This is a genomic window from Acinetobacter sp. Z1 (genome assembly GCF_024296945.1).
Taxonomy (GTDB): domain Bacteria; phylum Pseudomonadota; class Gammaproteobacteria; order Pseudomonadales; family Moraxellaceae; genus Acinetobacter; species Acinetobacter beijerinckii.
Genome location: NZ_CP101115.1, coordinates 1,261,959 through 1,280,226, shown reverse-complemented (window position 1 = coordinate 1,280,226; position 18,268 = coordinate 1,261,959). Strand labels below are relative to the sequence as shown.

The following is an 18,268-nucleotide window of genomic DNA, read 5'->3' as shown; positions in this document are numbered from 1 at the left end:
TCAACTTTCTTGTACACCCATAGTAAAAATCTAAAAGAAAAACACAAACGACTATTGACCCCTCATTCAATCAATTGCAACATGGGATTAACCTGCACTTGAATGATAAAAATATGGCTTACCAATATCATGATGAAACAATTGTAACGGAATTGCCAGAAGACACGGTCTTTGTTTTTGGTAGTAATTTAGCAGGTATACACGACAGCGGTGCCGCGCGAGTTGCAGCACTTCATTTTGCAGCAGTAAAAGGTGTTGGTCGTGGCTGGGCAGGACAAAGTTTTGCTATTCCTACACTAAATGAACATATCCAACAAATGCCACTGTCACAAATTGAACATTACGTAGATGACTTTAAAATCTATGCAAAAAACCATCCTAAAATGAAATATTTTTTGACCGCCTTAGGTTGTGGTATTGCAGGTTATAAAGTTTCAGAAATCGCACCTCTGTTTAAGGGCATTCATTCAAATGTCATTTTCCCCGAATCATTTCGTCCATACATTGAAGAAGATGCAGTTTCTCAATTTCCAGATTTAACTGCTAAAACTGTACATGCTTTTATCTCCGATGACGTGATTTTTTACTTCGATCATGGCTATGAATCTTTTGAAGAGGCTTTAGATAAAACTAATTTATCTGCGCCTGAAAAAGCAATTGCTTTAATCGTTTTGAATGAGGAGCTTTATCCTCGTGATCGTTATGGACGTGGTCGGGAACATGAAATCAACGATATTTTAGGTAAATTGAACGGAAAAATCTTTAATTTTGAGAAAAACTCAGAAGGTGCAATGATTTTCGTAAGTGTAATTATTGCTTTAATGGAACTATATGATATTGATGAATATGATTTTATTAAACTTTGGCGTGGTGAACTAACAATACATCACCCTTTGAATAGAATTAAAAAAAGCCAATCATAAATTGACTGGCTTTCTTCTTAGCGTTTACCCATCGAACGGCGAGTACCACGTGGCGGCATCCAAGTACGATCTGCATATTGCTCAGGCTTTGGGCGAACCTGATTATGCGTTGCATCCTCAGAACCATCCTCAGCAGACGGCATAGGAAATGGTAATTTCACCAAAGCTTTTTTGGCTTTTGGTTGTTGCGTAGTCATTGAAATTCTCTCGAAATCTAAATTTCTAGCCGCTATTGTAATAGATTTTTGTCTTTTTGAAAAAAATAAAATATGTAAAAAATGCTTGTACTAATAGAACTTCTATTTTGGTAACTTTTTATGCAATTAAGGCAAGTTTTGACCACAAAGAAGTCTATTTAAGCTAAGATAATTTGCTTTTTTATTTTCTAATCCCATAAGAAGGAATAATGCCGTGGACGTACGTCTCTCTGATCGTGTCAATGCTATCAAACCGTCCCCTACACTTGCAGTAACCAACAAAGCTGCTGAGCTTAAAGCTGCCGGTAAAAACGTGATTGGTTTAGGCGCAGGCGAACCAGACTTTGATACCCCTCAACATATCAAAGATGCAGCAATTGAAGCAATTAATAAAGGCTTTACAAAATATACAGCTGTAGACGGTACTCCAAGTTTAAAGAAAGCAATTATTGCGAAACTTAAACGTGATAATAATTTAGATTATCAAGCAAACCAAATTTTGGTGTCTTGTGGTGGTAAACAAAGTTTCTTTAACTTAGCGCTTGCTTTGTTGAATAAGGGTGATGAAGTGATCATCCCTGCTCCATTCTGGGTGAGTTATCCAGATATGGTGATTATTGCTGAAGGTACACCTGTTATTGTGAAATGTGGTGAAGAGCAACGTTTCAAAATTACACCTGAACAATTAGAAGCAGCGATTACACTCAATACACGTTTAATTGTATTAAATAGCCCTTCTAACCCAACAGGCATGATCTACACTAAGGCTGAATTAGAAGCTTTGGCTGATGTACTTCGTCGTCACCCACAAGTATTGATTGCTTCTGATGATATGTACGAACCAATTCGCTGGGAAGATGAGTTCTACAATATCGCAACAATTGCTCCAGACTTGTATGACCGTACAATCGTACTTAACGGTGTGTCAAAAGCATATGCAATGACAGGCTGGCGTATCGGTTATGCTGCTGGTCCAGCAAAACTCATTGGTGCGATGAAAAATATTCAATCACAATCTACGTCTAACCCAACTTCAATTTCACAAGTCGCAGCAGAAGCAGCATTAAATGGCCCACAAGACGTTTTACAACCAATGATTGAAGCGTTTAAACGTCGTCATGATTTAGTTGTTAATGGCTTAAATGCAATTCATGGTATTTCTTGTTTACCTGCTGATGGTGCATTCTATGCGTATGCAAACATCCGCCCATTGATTCGTGCCAAAGGCATGAAATCTTGCACAGAATTCTCGGAATGGTTACTGGAAGAAACAGGTGTAGCTGTTGTACCAGGTGATGCATTTGGTTTAGGTGGTTTTATGCGTATTTCTTATGCAACTGCTGATGATGTATTAGTCGATGCTTTAGGACGCATCAAAAAAGCTGCTGATTCAATTGAAGGTATTGATGCTGCAATTGCATCAATCGAAGCAGAAAAATCTGCTAAATAGTAGTAGTTACAATAAAAAGAAGCTTCTTCATGAAGCTTCTTTTTTTATTTATAAAATCTTAGAAAATATTTTTAATTTAAATTTAGCTATTCTTTATTCGCTGTAAACAAAGCAACGACGTCTGATTCTGTTAATTTTTTGGTTGAGTTTTCAAACGCATAAAAATCAGGCTTACTATCAATATAGATTTCCATATCTAGATTTAAATCTTCAGGCATTTCATTCAAAGCAAACGCATTAACGTTACAATAACTTTGGTCTTTTGTCCGCCAAAATAAATTGGTTCCACATGCATTACAAAATCCTCGCTCTCCCCATTCAGATGATTCATAAATAGCGAGTCGATTTTGTTTTATAAAGTTCAAGGTACCATGTTCAACATCAATTGTCATAATTACACCACTGGTCTGTCTTCGACAGATTGAACAGTGGCAAGCATGCACATTATGATTTTTCAGCTCAAGTTCGAATGTCGTTTCACCACAAACGCATTGTCCTTTCATTATATTCAAACCTCATTCTCAAATTATTTTAGCAGTTATTTTTCAACCGATAGATAATTTTCAAACTAAATCATAAATATGATCGAAAGCAATCATGCAATTGCTTTATTTTTATAAACTCTTTAGGACGTGTGCATAAATGGCTAAAAACAGCATACTGCCAAATACTTTTCACCTGAACAGATACAATCTTATTTTTTGCCACTGACCAAGCTAATGCCGTATTTGCCCCTAAAATCAACTCGCCTCCAAGTTGAAATAAATACAATGGTGTACTTTGTCTAACAGCCAATGAATTTTTCTCTATTAATAAATTATTATAATCTTCAATTTTCCACTTGTTTCCAAACCACAGCTGTAAAAGATCACCTAAATACAACGTATGCTTTTTAAATGGAAAAGTATTCAAAAATGAATGATCAACAGATGTGTAATATTGCTGAGGATTTTGAATAATCTCAAGATAATGATCTTGATAAAAAGAAAAATTAGAAAAAATTGATTCAATACGTAGAGTAGTCATTTCGACCTCCGATTTAGCCATTTTAGTGCTGGCAAGTAGGGTTAAATCCACACTGTTTAGAAAAAATCTAAACGCTTTATATGACTTGAATCTAGCAACAGACTCATCAGAATTCAAGTTATTTTTCTTGGCTTAACTCAATTGTGCAAATAAAAAGCATACGATGCAAAAATGAAGGAAAGATGACATTTTTATCTTGACCGATTTTAAAAGCCGCCTATAATGGCACTCAGATTCTCCCATAGCTCAGTCGGTAGAGCGACGGACTGTTAATCCGCAGGTCCCTGGTTCGAGCCCAGGTGGGAGAGCCAAATTCTAAAAAGCCCTGATCATTGATCAGGGCTTTTTTATTACTCAATAACAAAAATGTCCCATAAAAAAAGCTCCTGATCAACAGAAGCTTTTATCTTTTAATTCAAATTATGCAACGACCTGTGCTGGCACACCGCTATGGAAACGGAATGTATCATCTGGACTTAAAATCAGATTTTTTTCCACATCGCGGATATATTCAATTCGTTTTTGGATATCTTCTTCAGGGTCTTTTAATTTCGCCGATTTTGCAACATCCAAAGCTAAAGCCAAATAATCCTCAAAATGACGAGACTCCGATTTAAGTAAATAGCGGTAGTAACGCCCTAACTCATCATCCACAATCGGTGCTAACGCATAAAAACGTTCACAAGAACGCGCTTCGACAAATGCGCCAATAATCATCACATCAATCAAAGCCTCAGGCTCATAGGTACGGATTTCTTTACGTAATCCACCTGCATAACGCCCTGCACTTAATCCTTTCCATTCTTGCCCACGTTTGGTCATAAATTCCAAAACCTGCTCATAATGCAGCATTTCTTCACGCACCAGTTGTGCCAATTTCACTTGCAAGTCGGTGAAGAAACTATAACGGAACATCAAATTCATTGCCGTACTAGCTGCTTTTTTCTCACAATTCGCATGATCTTGCATTAATATATCAAGATTATTAACAGCTTCATCCAACCATGCCTGAGGAGTAGTACAACCTAAAAACCCAATGACAGGTTGCATTAACTCATCATAATTTAAACTACTCATCAACTTATCCCGCAGCCGCCTGAATTTCTGCTTTCATGTCTTTTACAGCTTGAGTTAGCCCAACGAATACACTATCCGCAATGATAGAATGACCAATATTGAGTTCATGAATTTGCGGAATCGCAGCTATTGCAGCAACATTTCCCAAATTTAAACCGTGTCCAGCATTTACAACTAAACCTTTGGCAGCCGCATATTCTGCACCTTTAATAATGCGCTCAAGTTCTGCTTGCTGTTTTTGATCAGTCTCGGCATCTGCATAAGCACCTGTATGGATTTCAATGGTTGGTGCACCACAAGCCACTGCAGCATCAATTTGCGCAAAATCTGCATCAATAAATAAAGACACATCACTTCCTACAGCTTTAAGCGCTTCAGTAGCAGCTTTGACTTTTTCAAAATGACCAACAACATCTAAGCCACCCTCTGTGGTAACTTCTTGACGACGCTCTGGTACAAAACACACATGTTGCGGTTGAATCTCTTTGGCAAACTCAATCATTTCATCGGTTACCGCTAATTCCAGATTCATACGCGTTTTCAATAATGGGCGCATACGACGTACATCATCATCTTGAATATGGCGGCGATCTTCACGTAAGTGCAAAGTAATCCCTTGAGCACCTGCCTCTTCACAAACCAAAGCAGCCTGAACTGGATCAGGGTAAGTTGTACCTCGTGCTTGTCTTAATGTCGCAACATGATCAATGTTTACACCTAAGATCGCGGCCATAAAAATATCCTATTGTTTACTCTTCTACTTGCTTTATTAATGCATTAAGAAGATTAAGTTTGCGTATTTTGAATCCAAAGTTGACGACTTTTCAATGGTCGATCACCCAAAAGAGAGCTAATCATCTGGCGGTATAGTTTACCCAATAATTGCAATTGTTCGGCAGAAAAATCCTGTCCTTGCTCATAACAACGCATTGAGCCAATCAGTTCGCCAGCCAGCGTAGAGCGTGATGCTTTTGCAACTGGTAAAAAACCATCATTGAGTTGAAAGTGATAATGCTGAGAACTTTGCACTTCTTGCTGATTTGCATCAGTTGAAAAATCAATTGCATAACCAAGCTCTTGTAATAAAGCATGTTCAAATTGACGTAAAATCTGTTTCAAAAATAATGCTGATTGCTCATGTGAGGCTAATTGCTGCAACTGTAATAATATCAGTTGATATTGTTGAAAAGTTTGTGGCATTGCCTCTTCTAGTGGACATAAGCGCAACAAAATTTCATTCAAATAAAAACCCGCAAAAAATGCATCACCGTGAAAAAACACAGGCTGATTGAGAATTTCGAGCTTTGTAAAATTTTTAAGCTCAGATTTACCTGTGGCTTGCAAGCGAATCGGCTGATATTGAGGAGGAGGTGTCTGTCTTAGAATCCCATCCACACGACCATATTCTTGCGTATATAAATGCACAATATGGCTTTTTTCACGATATTTACGATGATGAATCAAATAGCCATGCAGGACTTCATTACGCATCATAGAACGATACTAATCCTTCTTTTTCTCATCCTTTTCTTCATCATCGCCATCAGGAATCACTGCACCAACAACCGCAGCAGTCCCTTTAACAACACCTTTAGTGGTTTTATAAGCAACTTTCACAGGTACAGTCACAAGCTTATGAATACAGCCCTGCAACATGAATACACATGCCACGATTGCGAGTAAACGGATTGTTGTTTTCATACCTGTTTCCATTGACTTAGTGATATTAAATATCACTATAACCTAAGCTTTTTAATGCACGTTCGTCATCAGACCAACCACCTTTAACTTTCACCCAAAGCGTCAGCATGATTTTTTGTTCAAACATTTTTTCCATGTCTGCACGCGCGTCCATACCAATGCTTTTCAGCTTAGCACCCTTGTCACCAATAACAATCGCTTTTTGACCTTGACGCTCCACAAAAATCGTAGCATCAATATAAGTACAAGGTGGTTTCAAACGACCTGTTTTTTCATTTACTGCTGCTTCCTCAGTTTTGAAAGACTCAATCTGCACAGTTAAATCATACGGAAGCTCTTCACCCAACTGACGCATAATTTTTTCACGAATGATTTCACTCGCTAGAAAACGCTCAGAACGATCAGTAATTTGATCCAAAGAATACAATGGCGGTTGATAAGGTAGATACTTCTCAATGGTATCGCGTAAATGATCTAAATTCGCACCACGCAATGCAGATACAGGAACGATCTCAGCAAAATTCATCAACTTTGCTCGCTCGCGAATCAGTGGTAAAGCTTCATTTTTATTTTCAAAGGTATCGAGCTTATTGATCACTAGAATCACAGGCATATCTGCATTTTTAAGTTTTTCCAAAACCAATTCATCGTTTTGAGTCCACTTTTGTGCATCAACCACAAATAAAACCAAATTTACATCACGTAATGCTGAATGTGCAGCACGGTTCATCATCTTGTTGATGGCACGTACTTCTTTTTTATGCATCCCGGGTGTATCTACAAATACAGCTTGAGATTTCTCACGTGAGTCAATTCCCACGATCTTATGACGTGTAGTTTGTGGTTTACGTGAGGTAATTGATAGTTTTTGACCCAAGATGTGGTTCATCAAAGTTGATTTACCTACATTTGGACGTCCAACAATTGCAACAAAACCGCTTTTGAAATCTGAAGGAATGGTTGTTCCTTGAGAACTAAAAAATTGATCAACTACATTATTGCCATCTTGCTGTTCAGTTGCTTCTGGCTTATTTTCTTCTGAATGAGACATCAGGTTATTGCTCCAATAATTTTAAAATCTCTGCCGCTGCCGTTTGTTCGGCAAAACGACGACTTGAGCCCTCGCCTATAATTTTTGGTAATCCCGCGACATCACATTCCACTTTAAAATGTTGATTCGGGGCATCACCATGAATATCTACAACCTCGTAAACTGGGAGAGGTTTTTTACGTGCTTGTAAATACTCTTGCAAACGTGATTTCGGGTCTTTCAGTTGATCTGTCGGTTCGATATGATCAAGATACGGTTCATACCATTTTAACACAATGCTTTGCAGCTGGTTTAGATCATTGCTGTCTAAATAAATAGCACCAATAATCGCTTCAACGGTATCTGCTAAAATCGATTCTCGGTGATGACCACCAGATTTTAATTCACCTGTGCTCAAAATTAATGACCGACTTAACTGTAAGTCATTGGCTATTTTACCTAAAGCTTCCTGCCGAACTAAGGTCGCTCGCATACGCGTCAAACGTCCTTCATTCTCCAATGGATAGGATAGATATAAATAGTTGGCGATGATCATTCCTAACAATGAATCGCCTAGAAATTCTAGGCGTTCATAGTTATGCTTGTGACTTACAGAGCGATGAGTAAGGGCAAGCTTCAATAGGTCTACTTGTTTAAATTCGTAGCCTATGCGTGCTTGCAATCGCGCATCACTGAGCTTGTTTGGCAGATTTTTGGTCAAATGTTTTCTCAAAAGTCATAACTAAACTAATGTTGAGCATGAACGGCTTACGCACTTCATACTTTTTCTTTACGATCAAATCATCTTTATAAGTGACTTGTGCAATTTCCTTGAATTGGATATCACGCACGCCATTCATATTAAGACGTTGATCCATTTGGGACGCAAATTTTGTTGGCGTTATATTTTCAGGACTATCTTTTAACAAGCCTTCAATTTGTGTGTCAATAATTTTGTCATCCCAATATGCTGGCCAAATTGCAATCGCAGCCTTGACTGCAATTGCGAATAAAACCACCCCAAATAATATTGCGATATACGAAGCCCCTTGCTGAGATTTACGCATGTTTATATCCTATATTTTTTATTAGTTAATTTTACCATTTCGGTTAAAACTTGGAATATTCAAACCCGGTTCTTTATGCATCCATACATAAAAAGCACGACCAGTTAAGTTAGCCTCGGGAACAAAACCCCAAAAACGACTATCCGCGCTCTGATCTCGGTTATCCCCCATTGCAAAATACTGTCCTTGTGGAACAGTGACTTCCCAATCTTGTCCATTACTTTGAATAAATACATCATTTGCTTTTGCAACAAAAGGAACCAATGCTTCAGCACCTTTAAGTTGTGCAAACTGGAACTGTTCTGCTAATGGATTTCGCCCATCTAAATAACGAATTAAATGCTGATGCTCGCCTAATGTTTCTTTGAAATAATAGACTGTAGGTGTTTCAAGCTGATCTTTCTCACGCTTAACTTCTGTAGCAACCTTCGCAATTTGTTGACCATTAATGATTAGCTGACCATCCTTAAATTGAATATGGTCACCTGGTAAGCCAACAACACGCTTAATATAACTGATCGTAGGTTGTGGCGGATAACGGAAAACAATCACTTCACCACGTTTTGGCTCACCAACATCAATCACTTTAGTATTTACAATCGGTAGGCGAACACCATAGTCGAATTTATTCACCAAAATAAAATCACCTGTTTCTAAAGTAGGTACCATAGAATCAGATGGAATATTAAATGGCTCATATAAGAAAGAGCGTAGAATTAAGACCACAGCCAAAACTGGCCAGAAATCATATGCCCAAGTAATTACAAAATTTTCTTGATCTCGACCTTTGTTTGCACGTTGTTTAAATACAAACTTATCAAGCAGCCACACTAAGAAAAAAATCAGTGTAACAGGCACTAGAATCAAATTAAAATCAAAATCCACACACCCTCTCTCACAGCACAGCTGCTCGTCTTGTAGCGAAGTGTCAACAAACCACCCCGCTCATCTTTTCTTTATCTATCTACTTTCAAAACAGCTAAGAACGCTTCTTGAGGAATTTCAACACTTCCTACTTGCTTCATACGTTTCTTACCTTCTTTTTGTTTAGAAAGTAGTTTTTTCTTACGAGAAACGTCACCACCATAACATTTTGCCAATACGTTTTTACGCATCGCTTTTACAGTTGAACGTGCAATGATTTGTGCACCAATTGCTGCTTGAATTGCAACATCAAACATTTGACGAGGAATTAAATCCTTCATCTTCTCAACCAAAGCGATACCACGATGACGTGCATCTTGACGGTGACAAATCATAGCTAAGGCATCAACCTTTTCACTATTAATTAACACGTCAACCTTAACTAAAGATGAACTCTCAAAACGCACAAAGTTATAATCAAGTGATGCAAAACCACGTGAACACGACTTCAATCGATCAAAGAAATCCATCACAACTTCAGCCATAGGAATTTCAAAAGTGATAGACACTTGATTTCCTAAGAATTTCATATCTTTTTGCACACCACGACGCTCAACACACAAGGTCATGACATTACCTAGATACTCTTGCGGAACAAGAATGTGACACTCAGCAATCGGTTCACGCAAATCTTCTACAGTTGAACCATCAGGCATTTTCGATGGACTATCAATGTAAATAATGTCGCCTTTTTTAGTTAAAGCTTCATAAATTACAGTCGGTGCAGAGCTAATCAAATCTAGATCGTACTCACGCTCTAAACGCTCTTGTACAATTTCCATGTGTAGCATGCCTAAGAAACCACAACGGAAACCAAAGCCTAATGCGTCCGAACTTTCTGGTTCAAAGAACAATGCAGAATCATTAATTTGTAATTTTTGTAGCGCTTCACGGAAAGGTTCAAAATCGCTTGCATCGATTGGGAATAAACCAGCATAAACTTGTGGCTTAACTTTCTTGAAGCCCGGTAGAATTGCGACGTCTGGTGTACTAGATAAAGTAATCGTATCGCCTACAGGTGCACCAAAAATATCTTTGATCCCTGCAATGACAAAGCCAACTTCACCAGCCTCAAGAATATCCGTTTCTGTATGCTTCGGATTAAATACACCAACAGAAGTCACTGGATGCGTTTGCCCTGTCGATTTAATCAACATTTTATCGCCCTTACGGATACGACCTTGTTTGATTCGAACTAGAGAAACAACACCAAGATAATTATCAAACCATGAATCAATGATTAATGCTTGTAATGGCGCATCACGATCGCCTTCTGGTGCAGGAATAACATCGACTAAACGCTCGAGAACACTTTCAACACCTAAGCCAGTCTTAGCTGAACATGTAGGTGCATCCGTTGCTTCTATTCCAATAATTTCTTCAATTTCATGGATGACACGTTCAGGCTCTGCTTGAGGCAAATCAATTTTATTTAAAATTGGTAAAACCTCTAAGCCTTGCTCAATCGCTGTATAGCAGTTCGCAACGGATTGCGCTTCAACACCTTGTGCAGCATCAACAACCAATAAAGCGCCTTCGCATGCAGCTAAAGAACGTGAAACCTCATAAGAAAAGTCAACATGCCCCGGAGTGTCAATAAAGTTGAGTTGATACTCTTGACCATTTGGATGCGTATAGTACAGGGTAACCGATGCAGCTTTAATGGTAATCCCACGCTCACGCTCAAGCTCCATTGAGTCTAACACCTGAGCTTGCATCTCACGATCTTGTAAGCCGCCACACATTTGAATGAAACGGTCAGCCAAAGTCGACTTACCATGGTCAATATGAGCAATGATCGAGAAATTGCGTATATTTTTGATATCTACGGATTTTTTAGCTTGCGCCATGGGTTACCTTGATAATATGTACACAACAATGTACTCAATTAAAAAATTGCTTATTGCCGTGAAAAATAATGTACGAAAAGTTGGGCACAGTATAAGCAGAACAATGTTAAAAATATAGTGTTAAAACTATGTTTAGTCCTTAGTGCACTGCCTTGGAGAACACTATGTGCGCCAACTATGAACCAATAGCAAGAAGTAGAGCCCAATTGCTTAATCTATTTGAGCCTACTTTCGAGTATAAAGTTGATATATACCCTAACTGTGAAGCCCCTATTCTCTTTTCAAAGCTCGGGAACATTGAATGGCGTTTAGCTCGTTTTGGTTTAGTAGCACCTTGGTTAGATGATATTAAAAAAGCTAAGAATACATACAACGCTAGAACAGAGACTGTAGCTACAAAACCAAGCTTTAGAAATGCATGGAAGAAAAACCAATTTTGTCTTATTCCTGTTGAGACAATTTTTGAGCCTAAATATATAGGCGGTAAAGCTAATTGGTATGGGATCTACAGATGTGATGAAATGCCTTTTACTGTTGCTGGCATTTATGAATACGCTGTTATAGATGGTAAAGAATACAGATCGATGTCGATGTTGACGATCAACTCTGATTCTCATCCATTCATGAATCAATTCCATGCGCCTGAAGATGAGAAACGGTCAATTATCGTTATCCCTCAACAACGCAGAAACGACTGGCTTAATTGCAATCATGAACAAGCTAGTGAGTTTTTCTTTGAAATGCCTGTCGATGAGTTCACTGCTGCCCCTAAAGCGGATATGCATAAATTCCGACCAAACACGCACTGATGAGCGTCAGTTTTTGACTTGTCGTTGTTTATCCACAGATAAATAAATTTGAATTTCAAACCGCAATAATTTTATCCTATTAAGACAGATTCACTTCAAACACGCCCCGTAGCGTAGGAGTATCAAAATGTCTAAGAAGTTGCCAATATACTTCTCTGATGATGCATGGACGAGTCTACAGACTCTCATGGGTCATGATGGGAAGCCTAGCCCCACTATCAACACTTTGCTTGAACAGATTTCAATTCAAACGGATCTGATTGATAAGCTTGGGCTAACACCAATTCTTCCAAAATCTAAAGCCAATATTCCGATGGCATTAGAGCGTATTCCTGCTGGTCCAGCATTTGCCACAAAAGATGATTTAGACACTACAGTAGATCTAAATGAATACTTAATTCACAACCCTATCTCGTCATTTATGGCACGTGTTGACAGTGAGTCGATGCTTGGCGCTGGTCTTGAAATTGATGATCCGATTATCATCGATCGCAGCATTGAAGCTGCCCATCACGATATTGTTGTTGCACTAATCGATAATAAAGATTCAACAATTAAACGATTAATGATCACGGCGAAAATGTCTAAAGCGGAAATAAAAGAGATCTTTGGTGATGAAGACTACCCCCTGCCAAAAGTTTGGCTTAAAGCTGAGAATCCTGCTTTTCAACACATCATTCCAGCAGATAACCAAACTGTTGTTGTCTGGGGTGTTGTGACGTTCAACTTAAAGCGTATGTGTAACCGCTCATAATAAGAAGAATAGTCATGAAAAGTAATACTCGCATATTCGCCTTGGTGGATGTGAATAACTGCTACGTCTCATGTGAGCGTGTGTTTAATCCATCCCTTAATGATCGCCCAGTAATCGTACTCAGTAATAACGACGGTTGTGCTGTCGCACGTAGCCAAGAATCGAAAGACATTGGCATTAAAATGGGTGTGCCGCTATTTGAGATTGAGGACATTGTAAAAAAACGTGATGTTCAAGTTCTCTCAAGCAATTACGCTCTATACGCTGAAATGTCACGCCGGTTTATGAATCTACTTAGTCAATATGTAGCACCTGGTGAACAAGAGGTTTATAGCATTGATGAATGCTTTCTTGAATTAACTGCATTCCAGAAAAACTATGACCTAACTGCATACGCTCAAGAAATGAGATACAAAGCATTGCAGTGGCTTGGCTTACCCTGCTGTATCGGTATTGGTCGTAGTAAATCAGAGGCTAAAATCGCAAATCACATTGCAAAGAAAAATAAATATTTTGATGGGGTTTGTAATTTAGTAGAGATGGACCCGTGTTCTGCAGAGCAATTACTTGCGGCAGTGGATGTTGGTGAAGTCTGGGGCGTTGGCCGTCAAAACTGTAAGAAACTAAACTTGATGAATATTAAGTCTGTGCTGGATCTGATTGAAGCAAATCCGAAAGAGATAAAAAAGTCTTTCTCAATAGTCATGGAAAAAACTGTTCGTGAACTACAAGGCGTTTCATGCATTGATATAGAGAACGAGAACCCATCAAAGCAGCAAATTATTAGCAGCCGGTCTTATGGTCAACCAGTATATGAAAAAGACGACATCAAATCATCAGTACGATTATTCGTAACTAGAGCGGTAGAACGTATGCGCCATGATGGATCTATCTGCAAGATGGTAGGTGTATTTATTCAGACTGGAAAATTCAACAAAGAAGAGCGTTACTCACCTTACATCATTGTGCAAATGCCTGAACATACCGACGATTTGTTGGAGATTACACGCGCTGCAATGAGAGGAATCGACCAGATATACAAGAAGGGATTTAAATATAAAAAGGCTGGCATTGTTCTGCTCGAGTTAATTCCCAAGTCTAAATTTGTTCCGGATCTTTTTACTGATTACACGCATCGAAATCAGCGCGAAAAACTATCAGATACATTAGAAGCAATCAAAGAAAAATACGGAAAAGATCATGTCTCACTTGGTCTGTGCAACGACACTAAAGCAATCTGGCAAATGAATCAAAACCGTCGATCACCTTCATATTTAACTAACTGGAACGAACTTTTTAGGATTGGGTAATCACTATGCATTTATTTAAATTAACGAATGAACAACTTGCACAGATCCTTATTCCGGAGCGGTTTGTGCCAGAAGCGCCTGCTAAATTGAAAGGAAAGAATATTGAGTATGTTTTTGATAGTGAACATAAATTTGATTTAACTTATGATGAGCTATTAGAAATAATTGGAAAGGCTCGATTAGCTGGACCGCAACTTATACCAGTAATTGGTACAGTGGGTGAGTAATGAAAAATAATATAGTTGTTAGAGCAATATATATTTTGGGATTTCTAGTCTTAATAAGTTTGATAACTGTTTTTGCAACGATCTATTCCCACTGGGATGATAACAATACTTCAGCATTAAAAGATAGTTTATCTACTACATCAGGAATATTTGGTGGACTAGCTACATTAGCTGCTGCAATCGTAGCTGCATATTTATTTAATGATTGGAAAGAACAGCATAATAAACAGATTTCTAATGCATTGGCTTTACAAGCTTATGAAGAATTCACCACTTTCCAAAGAAAAGTTCTGGAATTTGAAAATTATGTTTCTGAATTTGATGGGCTTCTAAATTCTTATACAGGTTTTGACCTAACGCTAGAAATTCTACACAAAGAAGGTCATCACATATATGTTCAAAATATTATCAATACAAAATCTCAGATGAGCATATCGTTTTTAAGTTTCCTATCCAAACTTAACTCTTACCAATTGATAAAGGATAGTAGTTGCAGTTTTGACGATAAATATAAAATGTACCATGAAAAATTTGTTTTAATTAATGCCTATGAATTGGAAGTTTATAGCTTGAGAGATAATTTAAATGAATGGGAGGCTAACTTAATTGGATATAGAGATTTAGTGGAATTAATTAAAAATAATGAAATTAAAGCCCTCTTAAAAGATCTAAAAGCATAGCCCTCATTCAAGGGCTTTTATTTACATTTAGTCAAGTTTTGTGAATATATTTGCTCATTAAATAGCTGAAATTTAAATCTCTGAGCAAATATATTCTCAAAATTAAAAAGCTCTCACTCGAGAGCTTTAACAAGTGCTGCTTGTCTTGCATCACATTCATTACCTTTAGCAATGGCATCAACAGCCCAGAGCTTGATTTCAGTCTCCTGCCCTAACTCAGCTTTTAAAAGTTTAGAAATTCCACCAGCAAATGCTATAATAATTCATCAAAATACTTACAAAAGCTTATAGATGAAACGAATACTAATAACTCTACTAACTATAATCGCTTTTCCATCTTATGCTGAAGTCGTGCCTTATGACGAAAAAACGTTTCATAAGCAATATGAGATAAAAATGACACAAGAGGAATATGATAAATTTTTAAAAAATTCTTTAATAATAATTAGCAAAAATTTGGATGATCTAGAGCGTATTGCTGAAAAAAAAGATAGACGTAAAACCATAGATGGAATGTGTGTATTCTTTGGAAAATTAGAAACCCTTAAAGGATTCTCTCAAGATAACATTGAATTAATCGGAGCGAGAGAAACCATAAATGATATAAATGAAATGCAAAGAGAATCATTCAAAATAGATGGTAACCTTTTCACTCTAGAATCAATATGCGGCAATTAGGGGATTGAAAGGTTCAAACAAGTTAAGGAGTGATGCTTGGTTGACAAAACTCCATTTTTGCAATAAATCTTGGTTGACAAATCTATGTTTTAGCAATAACTGGTCAAATCACCCTTGAACACACTGCAAGCAAACACTGATATTGACGTTGGTTTTAATTGAGTGAGCCGAGCAACCTGGTAGCGTACACAAAATAAAAACGCTCAAGATCAAAGATGATAATGAGCGTTTGCAATAATGAATCACTGGGTTAAGCGATTCGATTGTTGATCCAGCCATAAAAAAACTGCTCCTGTGTTGGATTGCGTTCACAGATTTCGATATAGCGCTGCCCTTGCATGATGTTTAATACTCGCACTAAAACCTTTTCACCCTCTTTTCCACGCTTAGCCAAATAGGTTTTTAGTGCATTTAATGTTGCAATACCATAGACACCATCTATTACCAGATCTGGCCAACTTCCTTTGCCTTGATTATTGAGTAAATTCAAAGCACGTTGAAGTAATGGCTTGGCAAAGCCAGTTCCACAGTTCACACCCGTATCCAGAAGCTCTTCAGCAACGGAGGCACTAATTACATTTACCTGGTCAAAACGTGGCGAGATCCAGTATTGTTTTTTGTAGATCTCTTTTGCAGTAGATAAAGGTAGATCTTTCATATTTCCCTTAAAACCACTGGCACGCGCTACGGCTTCAGTAATACCAAAATTTGTAGTACCACCACGATCTGCGGGATTATTTACATACCCACCTTCACGATCGATCAATTCATTTAAGTATTGTTCAATGTTCATTTCACTTTTCCTCAGGCAATAAAAAAGCGCCCGAAGGCGCGATGAAATTTGGGGTAATAAAAAAGCCCCGAAGGGCTTTTCTTTTAGTTTTAACAATTTGCTCTTAAAAACTCTTCAATAAATTCTTTTTGATCGTTACTGAAAATATGGTTATCTACTTCCCCTCGCGATTCCAATCTATAAACAAAGCTATCCATAAAAGCTTTATTTTTATCAGTTGTTAGATAGTAATAAATTGAAGCGGGTAAATAAAATTTAAAGCCTTCTGAGCTTAAGTAGCTACAATTCACTCCAAAATAATATAAGTATTCATAACTTACATCTGTCCAACTAGTGATACTTTCTTGTGGTCTACTGCGTGAACGTACCGCATCTAAACCAATTTTTAAGTAAAAATTTGGCCAATCAAAACCATATGCAAGGAGTAATTCTTCTGCTGACATGTTTATAGCTGATAGGTAATCATCATCAATTTGGTCAAAAAATCTATAATGAGTATCATAGAAATCACACTCTAGCAGAGTACGATTATCCTTTAATTCAAAGGGAGGGAATACTTTTTGAAGAAGCTCGTAAATATTTCCTTCCATAATCAATTCTCGCAATAGCTTAATGCAATTCTATCTTCTGCAAGCCGCGCAACATGATTTGGATCAGGTGGTGACCAACAAGCGTTTTCCAGTACTCGTGCATTTATCAAGTTTCTAAAAAGAATCGCATTTGCAGACTTTATAGTTGTGTCAGTTAAGTCTTTACAACTCTTCCCTCTTGTAGCTGTTTTAGCATCCCTAGTCGCTCTGCTCATTGGGTAATATTGATCCCTTTCACAAATCCAACAACTACCATTTTTAACTATACCGCTAGGGCAATTGTTATTAGCATTATTCTCCAAATCCTGAACAACTGGCTCAGCCTGCTCTGCATCATTTAGAATATTTTGAACTGCAATATTTGTCGCAACTTGAGCATCTAAACTACCTGCATCAGCATTTGAAATGACTTGTTCGGCTACAACTTCAAGGGGGAGTGTTTTAGGGTTATAATCGATATTTACAGCAGAGCGAATAATATATTGATAAGCCCCATTTTCACTAACCACACATTTGTGTAATAATCCTGAATTATCGCCATCTAAATCAACACGAATTACAGGCATCCCACCAAAATAATTACGAATTCCCCGACAACCCTCCAAAGGATTAGAATATTTACGTTGTATCCCATCATATCCAGTAAAATGATAATATCTAATATCATTTGGTGATACACAAGTATGATTTAACTCACATTCTGTTGGTTGTACTTTATAAACAATTCGATTGTTCGCAGGATCAAGCACCCAATCCACTGCATCTAATAATTGATCAACAGCTAAGCTTAAAGCAACCCCAGCTGCTCCTCCCCTCAACACATTTGCAACTTGAGTAGCATTAGGGGTAACTAAAGTAGCTGAGACTTTTGCATCCTTGATAGCATCAATTAATGTAGAAGCTCCCATTACTATTGAATTGGTAATAGACCAACCTTGCAATGGTGCTACTGCGCTCATTGCTCTTGGTGAAGATGCCAAACTGTAATTTGCTACAATTGGTGTTACTTCGGCTTGCTGTAATATTTGCGCTTGTGCATTCGATTGAGAAGTATCGCTTTGGTTATTATCACCACACCCTGATAGCCCCAATAATAATGATAATAAAAGTATCTTTTTCATTTATTTCCCCCTTATTTTCAGACATATTATTTTACTTTTTAGTTAAAAACTATAAATAATA

At 37.6% G+C, this 18,268-nt stretch carries 23 protein-coding genes and 1 tRNA gene; 9 read left to right on the top strand and 15 right to left on the bottom strand.

Annotated elements, in window-relative coordinates; translation table 11 throughout:
• The first annotated feature begins 113 nt into the window (after nt 1-113).
• On the top strand, nt 114-923 hold the full coding sequence (locus NGC85_RS06050) for a hypothetical protein (RefSeq protein ID WP_254805206.1): 810 nt from the start codon (nt 114-116) through the stop codon (nt 921-923).
• 17 nt (nt 924-940) lie between these two features.
• Here the strand turns inward: NGC85_RS06050 and NGC85_RS06045 are convergent, their stop codons facing one another.
• Nucleotides 941-1,120 carry a hypothetical protein gene (locus NGC85_RS06045; RefSeq protein ID WP_005054882.1) on the bottom strand — a complete coding sequence of 60 codons (180 nt, stop codon included), beginning with the start codon at nt 1,118-1,120 and terminating at the stop codon, nt 941-943.
• A gap of 214 nt (nt 1,121-1,334) precedes the next feature.
• Between NGC85_RS06045 and NGC85_RS06040 the strand changes: the two genes are divergently transcribed.
• A complete protein-coding gene (locus NGC85_RS06040; RefSeq protein WP_254805205.1) occupies nt 1,335-2,570 on the top strand; it encodes a pyridoxal phosphate-dependent aminotransferase in 1,236 nt (411 codons plus the stop codon).
• Between the two features lie 86 nt (nt 2,571-2,656).
• Here the strand turns inward: NGC85_RS06040 and NGC85_RS06035 are convergent, their stop codons facing one another.
• Together NGC85_RS06035 and NGC85_RS06030 are read right to left on the bottom strand one after the other, a co-directional pair.
• Nucleotides 2,657-3,073: a GFA family protein gene (locus NGC85_RS06035; RefSeq protein WP_254805204.1), complete on the bottom strand. Its 417-nt coding sequence runs from the start codon at nt 3,071-3,073 to the stop codon at nt 2,657-2,659.
• Nucleotides 3,074-3,143: 70 nt separating this feature from the next.
• Nucleotides 3,144-3,596 (bottom strand): hypothetical protein, encoded by a 453-nt coding sequence (locus tag NGC85_RS06030; RefSeq protein WP_254805555.1) that lies wholly within the window; start codon nt 3,594-3,596, stop codon nt 3,144-3,146.
• Between the two features lie 235 nt (nt 3,597-3,831).
• Between NGC85_RS06030 and NGC85_RS06025 the strand changes: the two genes are divergently transcribed.
• Nucleotides 3,832-3,907: transfer RNA gene (locus NGC85_RS06025), tRNA-Asn, on the top strand.
• Between the two features lie 109 nt (nt 3,908-4,016).
• On the opposite strand, the gene NGC85_RS06020 is transcribed toward NGC85_RS06025, so the two are convergent.
• The 9 genes from NGC85_RS06020 to lepA all read right to left on the bottom strand — a co-directional run bounded on the left by NGC85_RS06020 (nt 4,017) and on the right by lepA (nt 11,245).
• Nucleotides 4,017-4,673 carry a tRNA-(ms[2]io[6]A)-hydroxylase gene (locus NGC85_RS06020; RefSeq protein ID WP_005054891.1) on the bottom strand — a complete coding sequence of 219 codons (657 nt, stop codon included), beginning with the start codon at nt 4,671-4,673 and terminating at the stop codon, nt 4,017-4,019.
• A 4-nt stretch (nt 4,674-4,677) separates the two neighbouring features.
• Nucleotides 4,678-5,406: a pyridoxine 5'-phosphate synthase gene (gene pdxJ, locus NGC85_RS06015; protein ID WP_254805203.1), complete on the bottom strand. Its 729-nt coding sequence runs from the start codon at nt 5,404-5,406 to the stop codon at nt 4,678-4,680.
• A gap of 53 nt (nt 5,407-5,459) precedes the next feature.
• Nucleotides 5,460-6,167 (bottom strand): DNA repair protein RecO, encoded by a 708-nt coding sequence (locus tag NGC85_RS06010; protein ID WP_254805202.1) that lies wholly within the window; start codon nt 6,165-6,167, stop codon nt 5,460-5,462.
• Nucleotides 6,168-6,176: 9 nt separating this feature from the next.
• The gene (locus tag NGC85_RS06005; RefSeq protein WP_005054897.1) at nt 6,177-6,374 is read right to left on the bottom strand and encodes an NF038104 family lipoprotein; all 198 of its coding nucleotides are present in this window, start codon (nt 6,372-6,374) and stop codon (nt 6,177-6,179) included.
• A gap of 25 nt (nt 6,375-6,399) precedes the next feature.
• Nucleotides 6,400-7,425 (bottom strand): GTPase Era, encoded by a 1,026-nt coding sequence (gene era, locus NGC85_RS06000; protein WP_005062580.1) that lies wholly within the window; start codon nt 7,423-7,425, stop codon nt 6,400-6,402.
• 4 nt (nt 7,426-7,429) lie between these two features.
• The gene (rnc, locus tag NGC85_RS05995) at nt 7,430-8,125 is read right to left on the bottom strand and encodes a ribonuclease III (protein ID WP_169111344.1); all 696 of its coding nucleotides are present in this window, start codon (nt 8,123-8,125) and stop codon (nt 7,430-7,432) included.
• Complete coding sequence (locus NGC85_RS05990; protein ID WP_254805201.1) at nt 8,094-8,471, bottom strand: DUF4845 domain-containing protein; 378 nt, start codon at nt 8,469-8,471, stop codon at nt 8,094-8,096. The genes rnc and NGC85_RS05990 overlap by 32 nt, the downstream gene beginning before the upstream one ends.
• Before the next feature lie 21 nt (nt 8,472-8,492).
• Complete coding sequence (gene lepB, locus NGC85_RS05985; protein ID WP_005054906.1) at nt 8,493-9,356, bottom strand: signal peptidase I; 864 nt, start codon at nt 9,354-9,356, stop codon at nt 8,493-8,495.
• 71 nt (nt 9,357-9,427) lie between these two features.
• A complete protein-coding gene (gene lepA / locus NGC85_RS05980; RefSeq protein WP_005062586.1) occupies nt 9,428-11,245 on the bottom strand; it encodes a translation elongation factor 4 in 1,818 nt (605 codons plus the stop codon).
• Nucleotides 11,246-11,409: 164 nt separating this feature from the next.
• On the opposite strand from lepA, the gene NGC85_RS05975 reads away from it, so the two are divergent.
• The 6 genes from NGC85_RS05975 to NGC85_RS05950 all read left to right on the top strand — a co-directional run bounded on the left by NGC85_RS05975 (nt 11,410) and on the right by NGC85_RS05950 (nt 15,703).
• The gene (locus NGC85_RS05975; RefSeq protein ID WP_254805200.1) at nt 11,410-12,054 is read left to right on the top strand and encodes an SOS response-associated peptidase; all 645 of its coding nucleotides are present in this window, start codon (nt 11,410-11,412) and stop codon (nt 12,052-12,054) included.
• Between the two features lie 127 nt (nt 12,055-12,181).
• Nucleotides 12,182-12,808 carry a LexA family transcriptional regulator gene (locus NGC85_RS05970; RefSeq protein ID WP_254805199.1) on the top strand — a complete coding sequence of 209 codons (627 nt, stop codon included), beginning with the start codon at nt 12,182-12,184 and terminating at the stop codon, nt 12,806-12,808.
• Nucleotides 12,809-12,822: 14 nt separating this feature from the next.
• Entirely contained in the window at nt 12,823-14,118 is a 1,296-nt protein-coding gene (locus tag NGC85_RS05965; RefSeq protein WP_254805198.1) for a Y-family DNA polymerase, read from the top strand.
• Nucleotides 14,119-14,123: 5 nt separating this feature from the next.
• Complete coding sequence (locus NGC85_RS05960; RefSeq protein WP_005053056.1) at nt 14,124-14,345, top strand: hypothetical protein; 222 nt, start codon at nt 14,124-14,126, stop codon at nt 14,343-14,345.
• Complete coding sequence (locus NGC85_RS05955) at nt 14,345-15,025, top strand: hypothetical protein (protein WP_254805197.1); 681 nt, start codon at nt 14,345-14,347, stop codon at nt 15,023-15,025. The genes NGC85_RS05960 and NGC85_RS05955 overlap by 1 nt, the downstream gene beginning before the upstream one ends.
• 396 nt (nt 15,026-15,421) lie before the next feature.
• The gene (locus tag NGC85_RS05950; protein ID WP_254805196.1) at nt 15,422-15,703 is read left to right on the top strand and encodes a hypothetical protein; all 282 of its coding nucleotides are present in this window, start codon (nt 15,422-15,424) and stop codon (nt 15,701-15,703) included.
• A gap of 250 nt (nt 15,704-15,953) precedes the next feature.
• Here the strand turns inward: NGC85_RS05950 and NGC85_RS05945 are convergent, their stop codons facing one another.
• The 3 genes from NGC85_RS05945 to NGC85_RS05935 all read right to left on the bottom strand — a co-directional run bounded on the left by NGC85_RS05945 (nt 15,954) and on the right by NGC85_RS05935 (nt 18,207).
• On the bottom strand, nt 15,954-16,496 hold the full coding sequence (locus NGC85_RS05945) for a glycoside hydrolase family 108 protein (RefSeq protein ID WP_254805195.1): 543 nt from the start codon (nt 16,494-16,496) through the stop codon (nt 15,954-15,956).
• An 89-nt stretch (nt 16,497-16,585) separates the two neighbouring features.
• Nucleotides 16,586-17,086 (bottom strand): hypothetical protein, encoded by a 501-nt coding sequence (locus NGC85_RS05940; protein ID WP_254805194.1) that lies wholly within the window; start codon nt 17,084-17,086, stop codon nt 16,586-16,588.
• Nucleotides 17,087-17,088: 2 nt separating this feature from the next.
• On the bottom strand, nt 17,089-18,207 hold the full coding sequence (locus NGC85_RS05935) for a hypothetical protein (RefSeq protein ID WP_254805193.1): 1,119 nt from the start codon (nt 18,205-18,207) through the stop codon (nt 17,089-17,091).
• Nucleotides 18,208-18,268 lie beyond the last annotated feature (61 nt).

Bases quoted from the DNA above. Each gene is read 5' to 3' on its own strand.
- NGC85_RS05965 (WP_254805198.1), top strand. From the start codon at position 12,823: ATGAAAAGTAATACTCGCATATTCGCCTTGGTGGATGTGAATAACTGC.
- NGC85_RS06045 (WP_005054882.1), bottom strand. From the start codon at position 1,120: ATGACTACGCAACAACCAAAAGCCAAAAAAGCTTTGGTGAAATTACCA.
- NGC85_RS05950 (WP_254805196.1), top strand. From the start codon at position 15,422: ATGACACAAGAGGAATATGATAAATTTTTAAAAAATTCTTTAATAATA.
- NGC85_RS05955 (WP_254805197.1), top strand. From the start codon at position 14,345: ATGAAAAATAATATAGTTGTTAGAGCAATATATATTTTGGGATTTCTA.
- NGC85_RS06005 (WP_005054897.1), bottom strand. From the start codon at position 6,374: ATGAAAACAACAATCCGTTTACTCGCAATCGTGGCATGTGTATTCATG.
- NGC85_RS05975 (WP_254805200.1), top strand. From the start codon at position 11,410: ATGTGCGCCAACTATGAACCAATAGCAAGAAGTAGAGCCCAATTGCTT.
- era (WP_005062580.1), bottom strand. From the start codon at position 7,425: ATGTCTCATTCAGAAGAAAATAAGCCAGAAGCAACTGAACAGCAAGAT.
- NGC85_RS05970 (WP_254805199.1), top strand. From the start codon at position 12,182: ATGTCTAAGAAGTTGCCAATATACTTCTCTGATGATGCATGGACGAGT.
- NGC85_RS05940 (WP_254805194.1), bottom strand. From the start codon at position 17,086: ATGGAAGGAAATATTTACGAGCTTCTTCAAAAAGTATTCCCTCCCTTT.
- NGC85_RS06035 (WP_254805204.1), bottom strand. From the start codon at position 3,073: ATGAAAGGACAATGCGTTTGTGGTGAAACGACATTCGAACTTGAGCTG.
- NGC85_RS05990 (WP_254805201.1), bottom strand. From the start codon at position 8,471: ATGCGTAAATCTCAGCAAGGGGCTTCGTATATCGCAATATTATTTGGG.
- NGC85_RS06010 (WP_254805202.1), bottom strand. From the start codon at position 6,167: ATGATGCGTAATGAAGTCCTGCATGGCTATTTGATTCATCATCGTAAA.
- NGC85_RS06050 (WP_254805206.1), top strand. From the start codon at position 114: ATGGCTTACCAATATCATGATGAAACAATTGTAACGGAATTGCCAGAA.
- lepA (WP_005062586.1), bottom strand. From the start codon at position 11,245: ATGGCGCAAGCTAAAAAATCCGTAGATATCAAAAATATACGCAATTTC.
- NGC85_RS06020 (WP_005054891.1), bottom strand. From the start codon at position 4,673: ATGAGTAGTTTAAATTATGATGAGTTAATGCAACCTGTCATTGGGTTT.
- NGC85_RS05945 (WP_254805195.1), bottom strand. From the start codon at position 16,496: ATGAACATTGAACAATACTTAAATGAATTGATCGATCGTGAAGGTGGG.
- NGC85_RS06030 (WP_254805555.1), bottom strand. From the start codon at position 3,596: ATGACTACTCTACGTATTGAATCAATTTTTTCTAATTTTTCTTTTTAT.
- pdxJ (WP_254805203.1), bottom strand. From the start codon at position 5,406: ATGGCCGCGATCTTAGGTGTAAACATTGATCATGTTGCGACATTAAGA.
- NGC85_RS05935 (WP_254805193.1), bottom strand. From the start codon at position 18,207: ATGAAAAAGATACTTTTATTATCATTATTATTGGGGCTATCAGGGTGT.
- NGC85_RS05960 (WP_005053056.1), top strand. From the start codon at position 14,124: ATGCATTTATTTAAATTAACGAATGAACAACTTGCACAGATCCTTATT.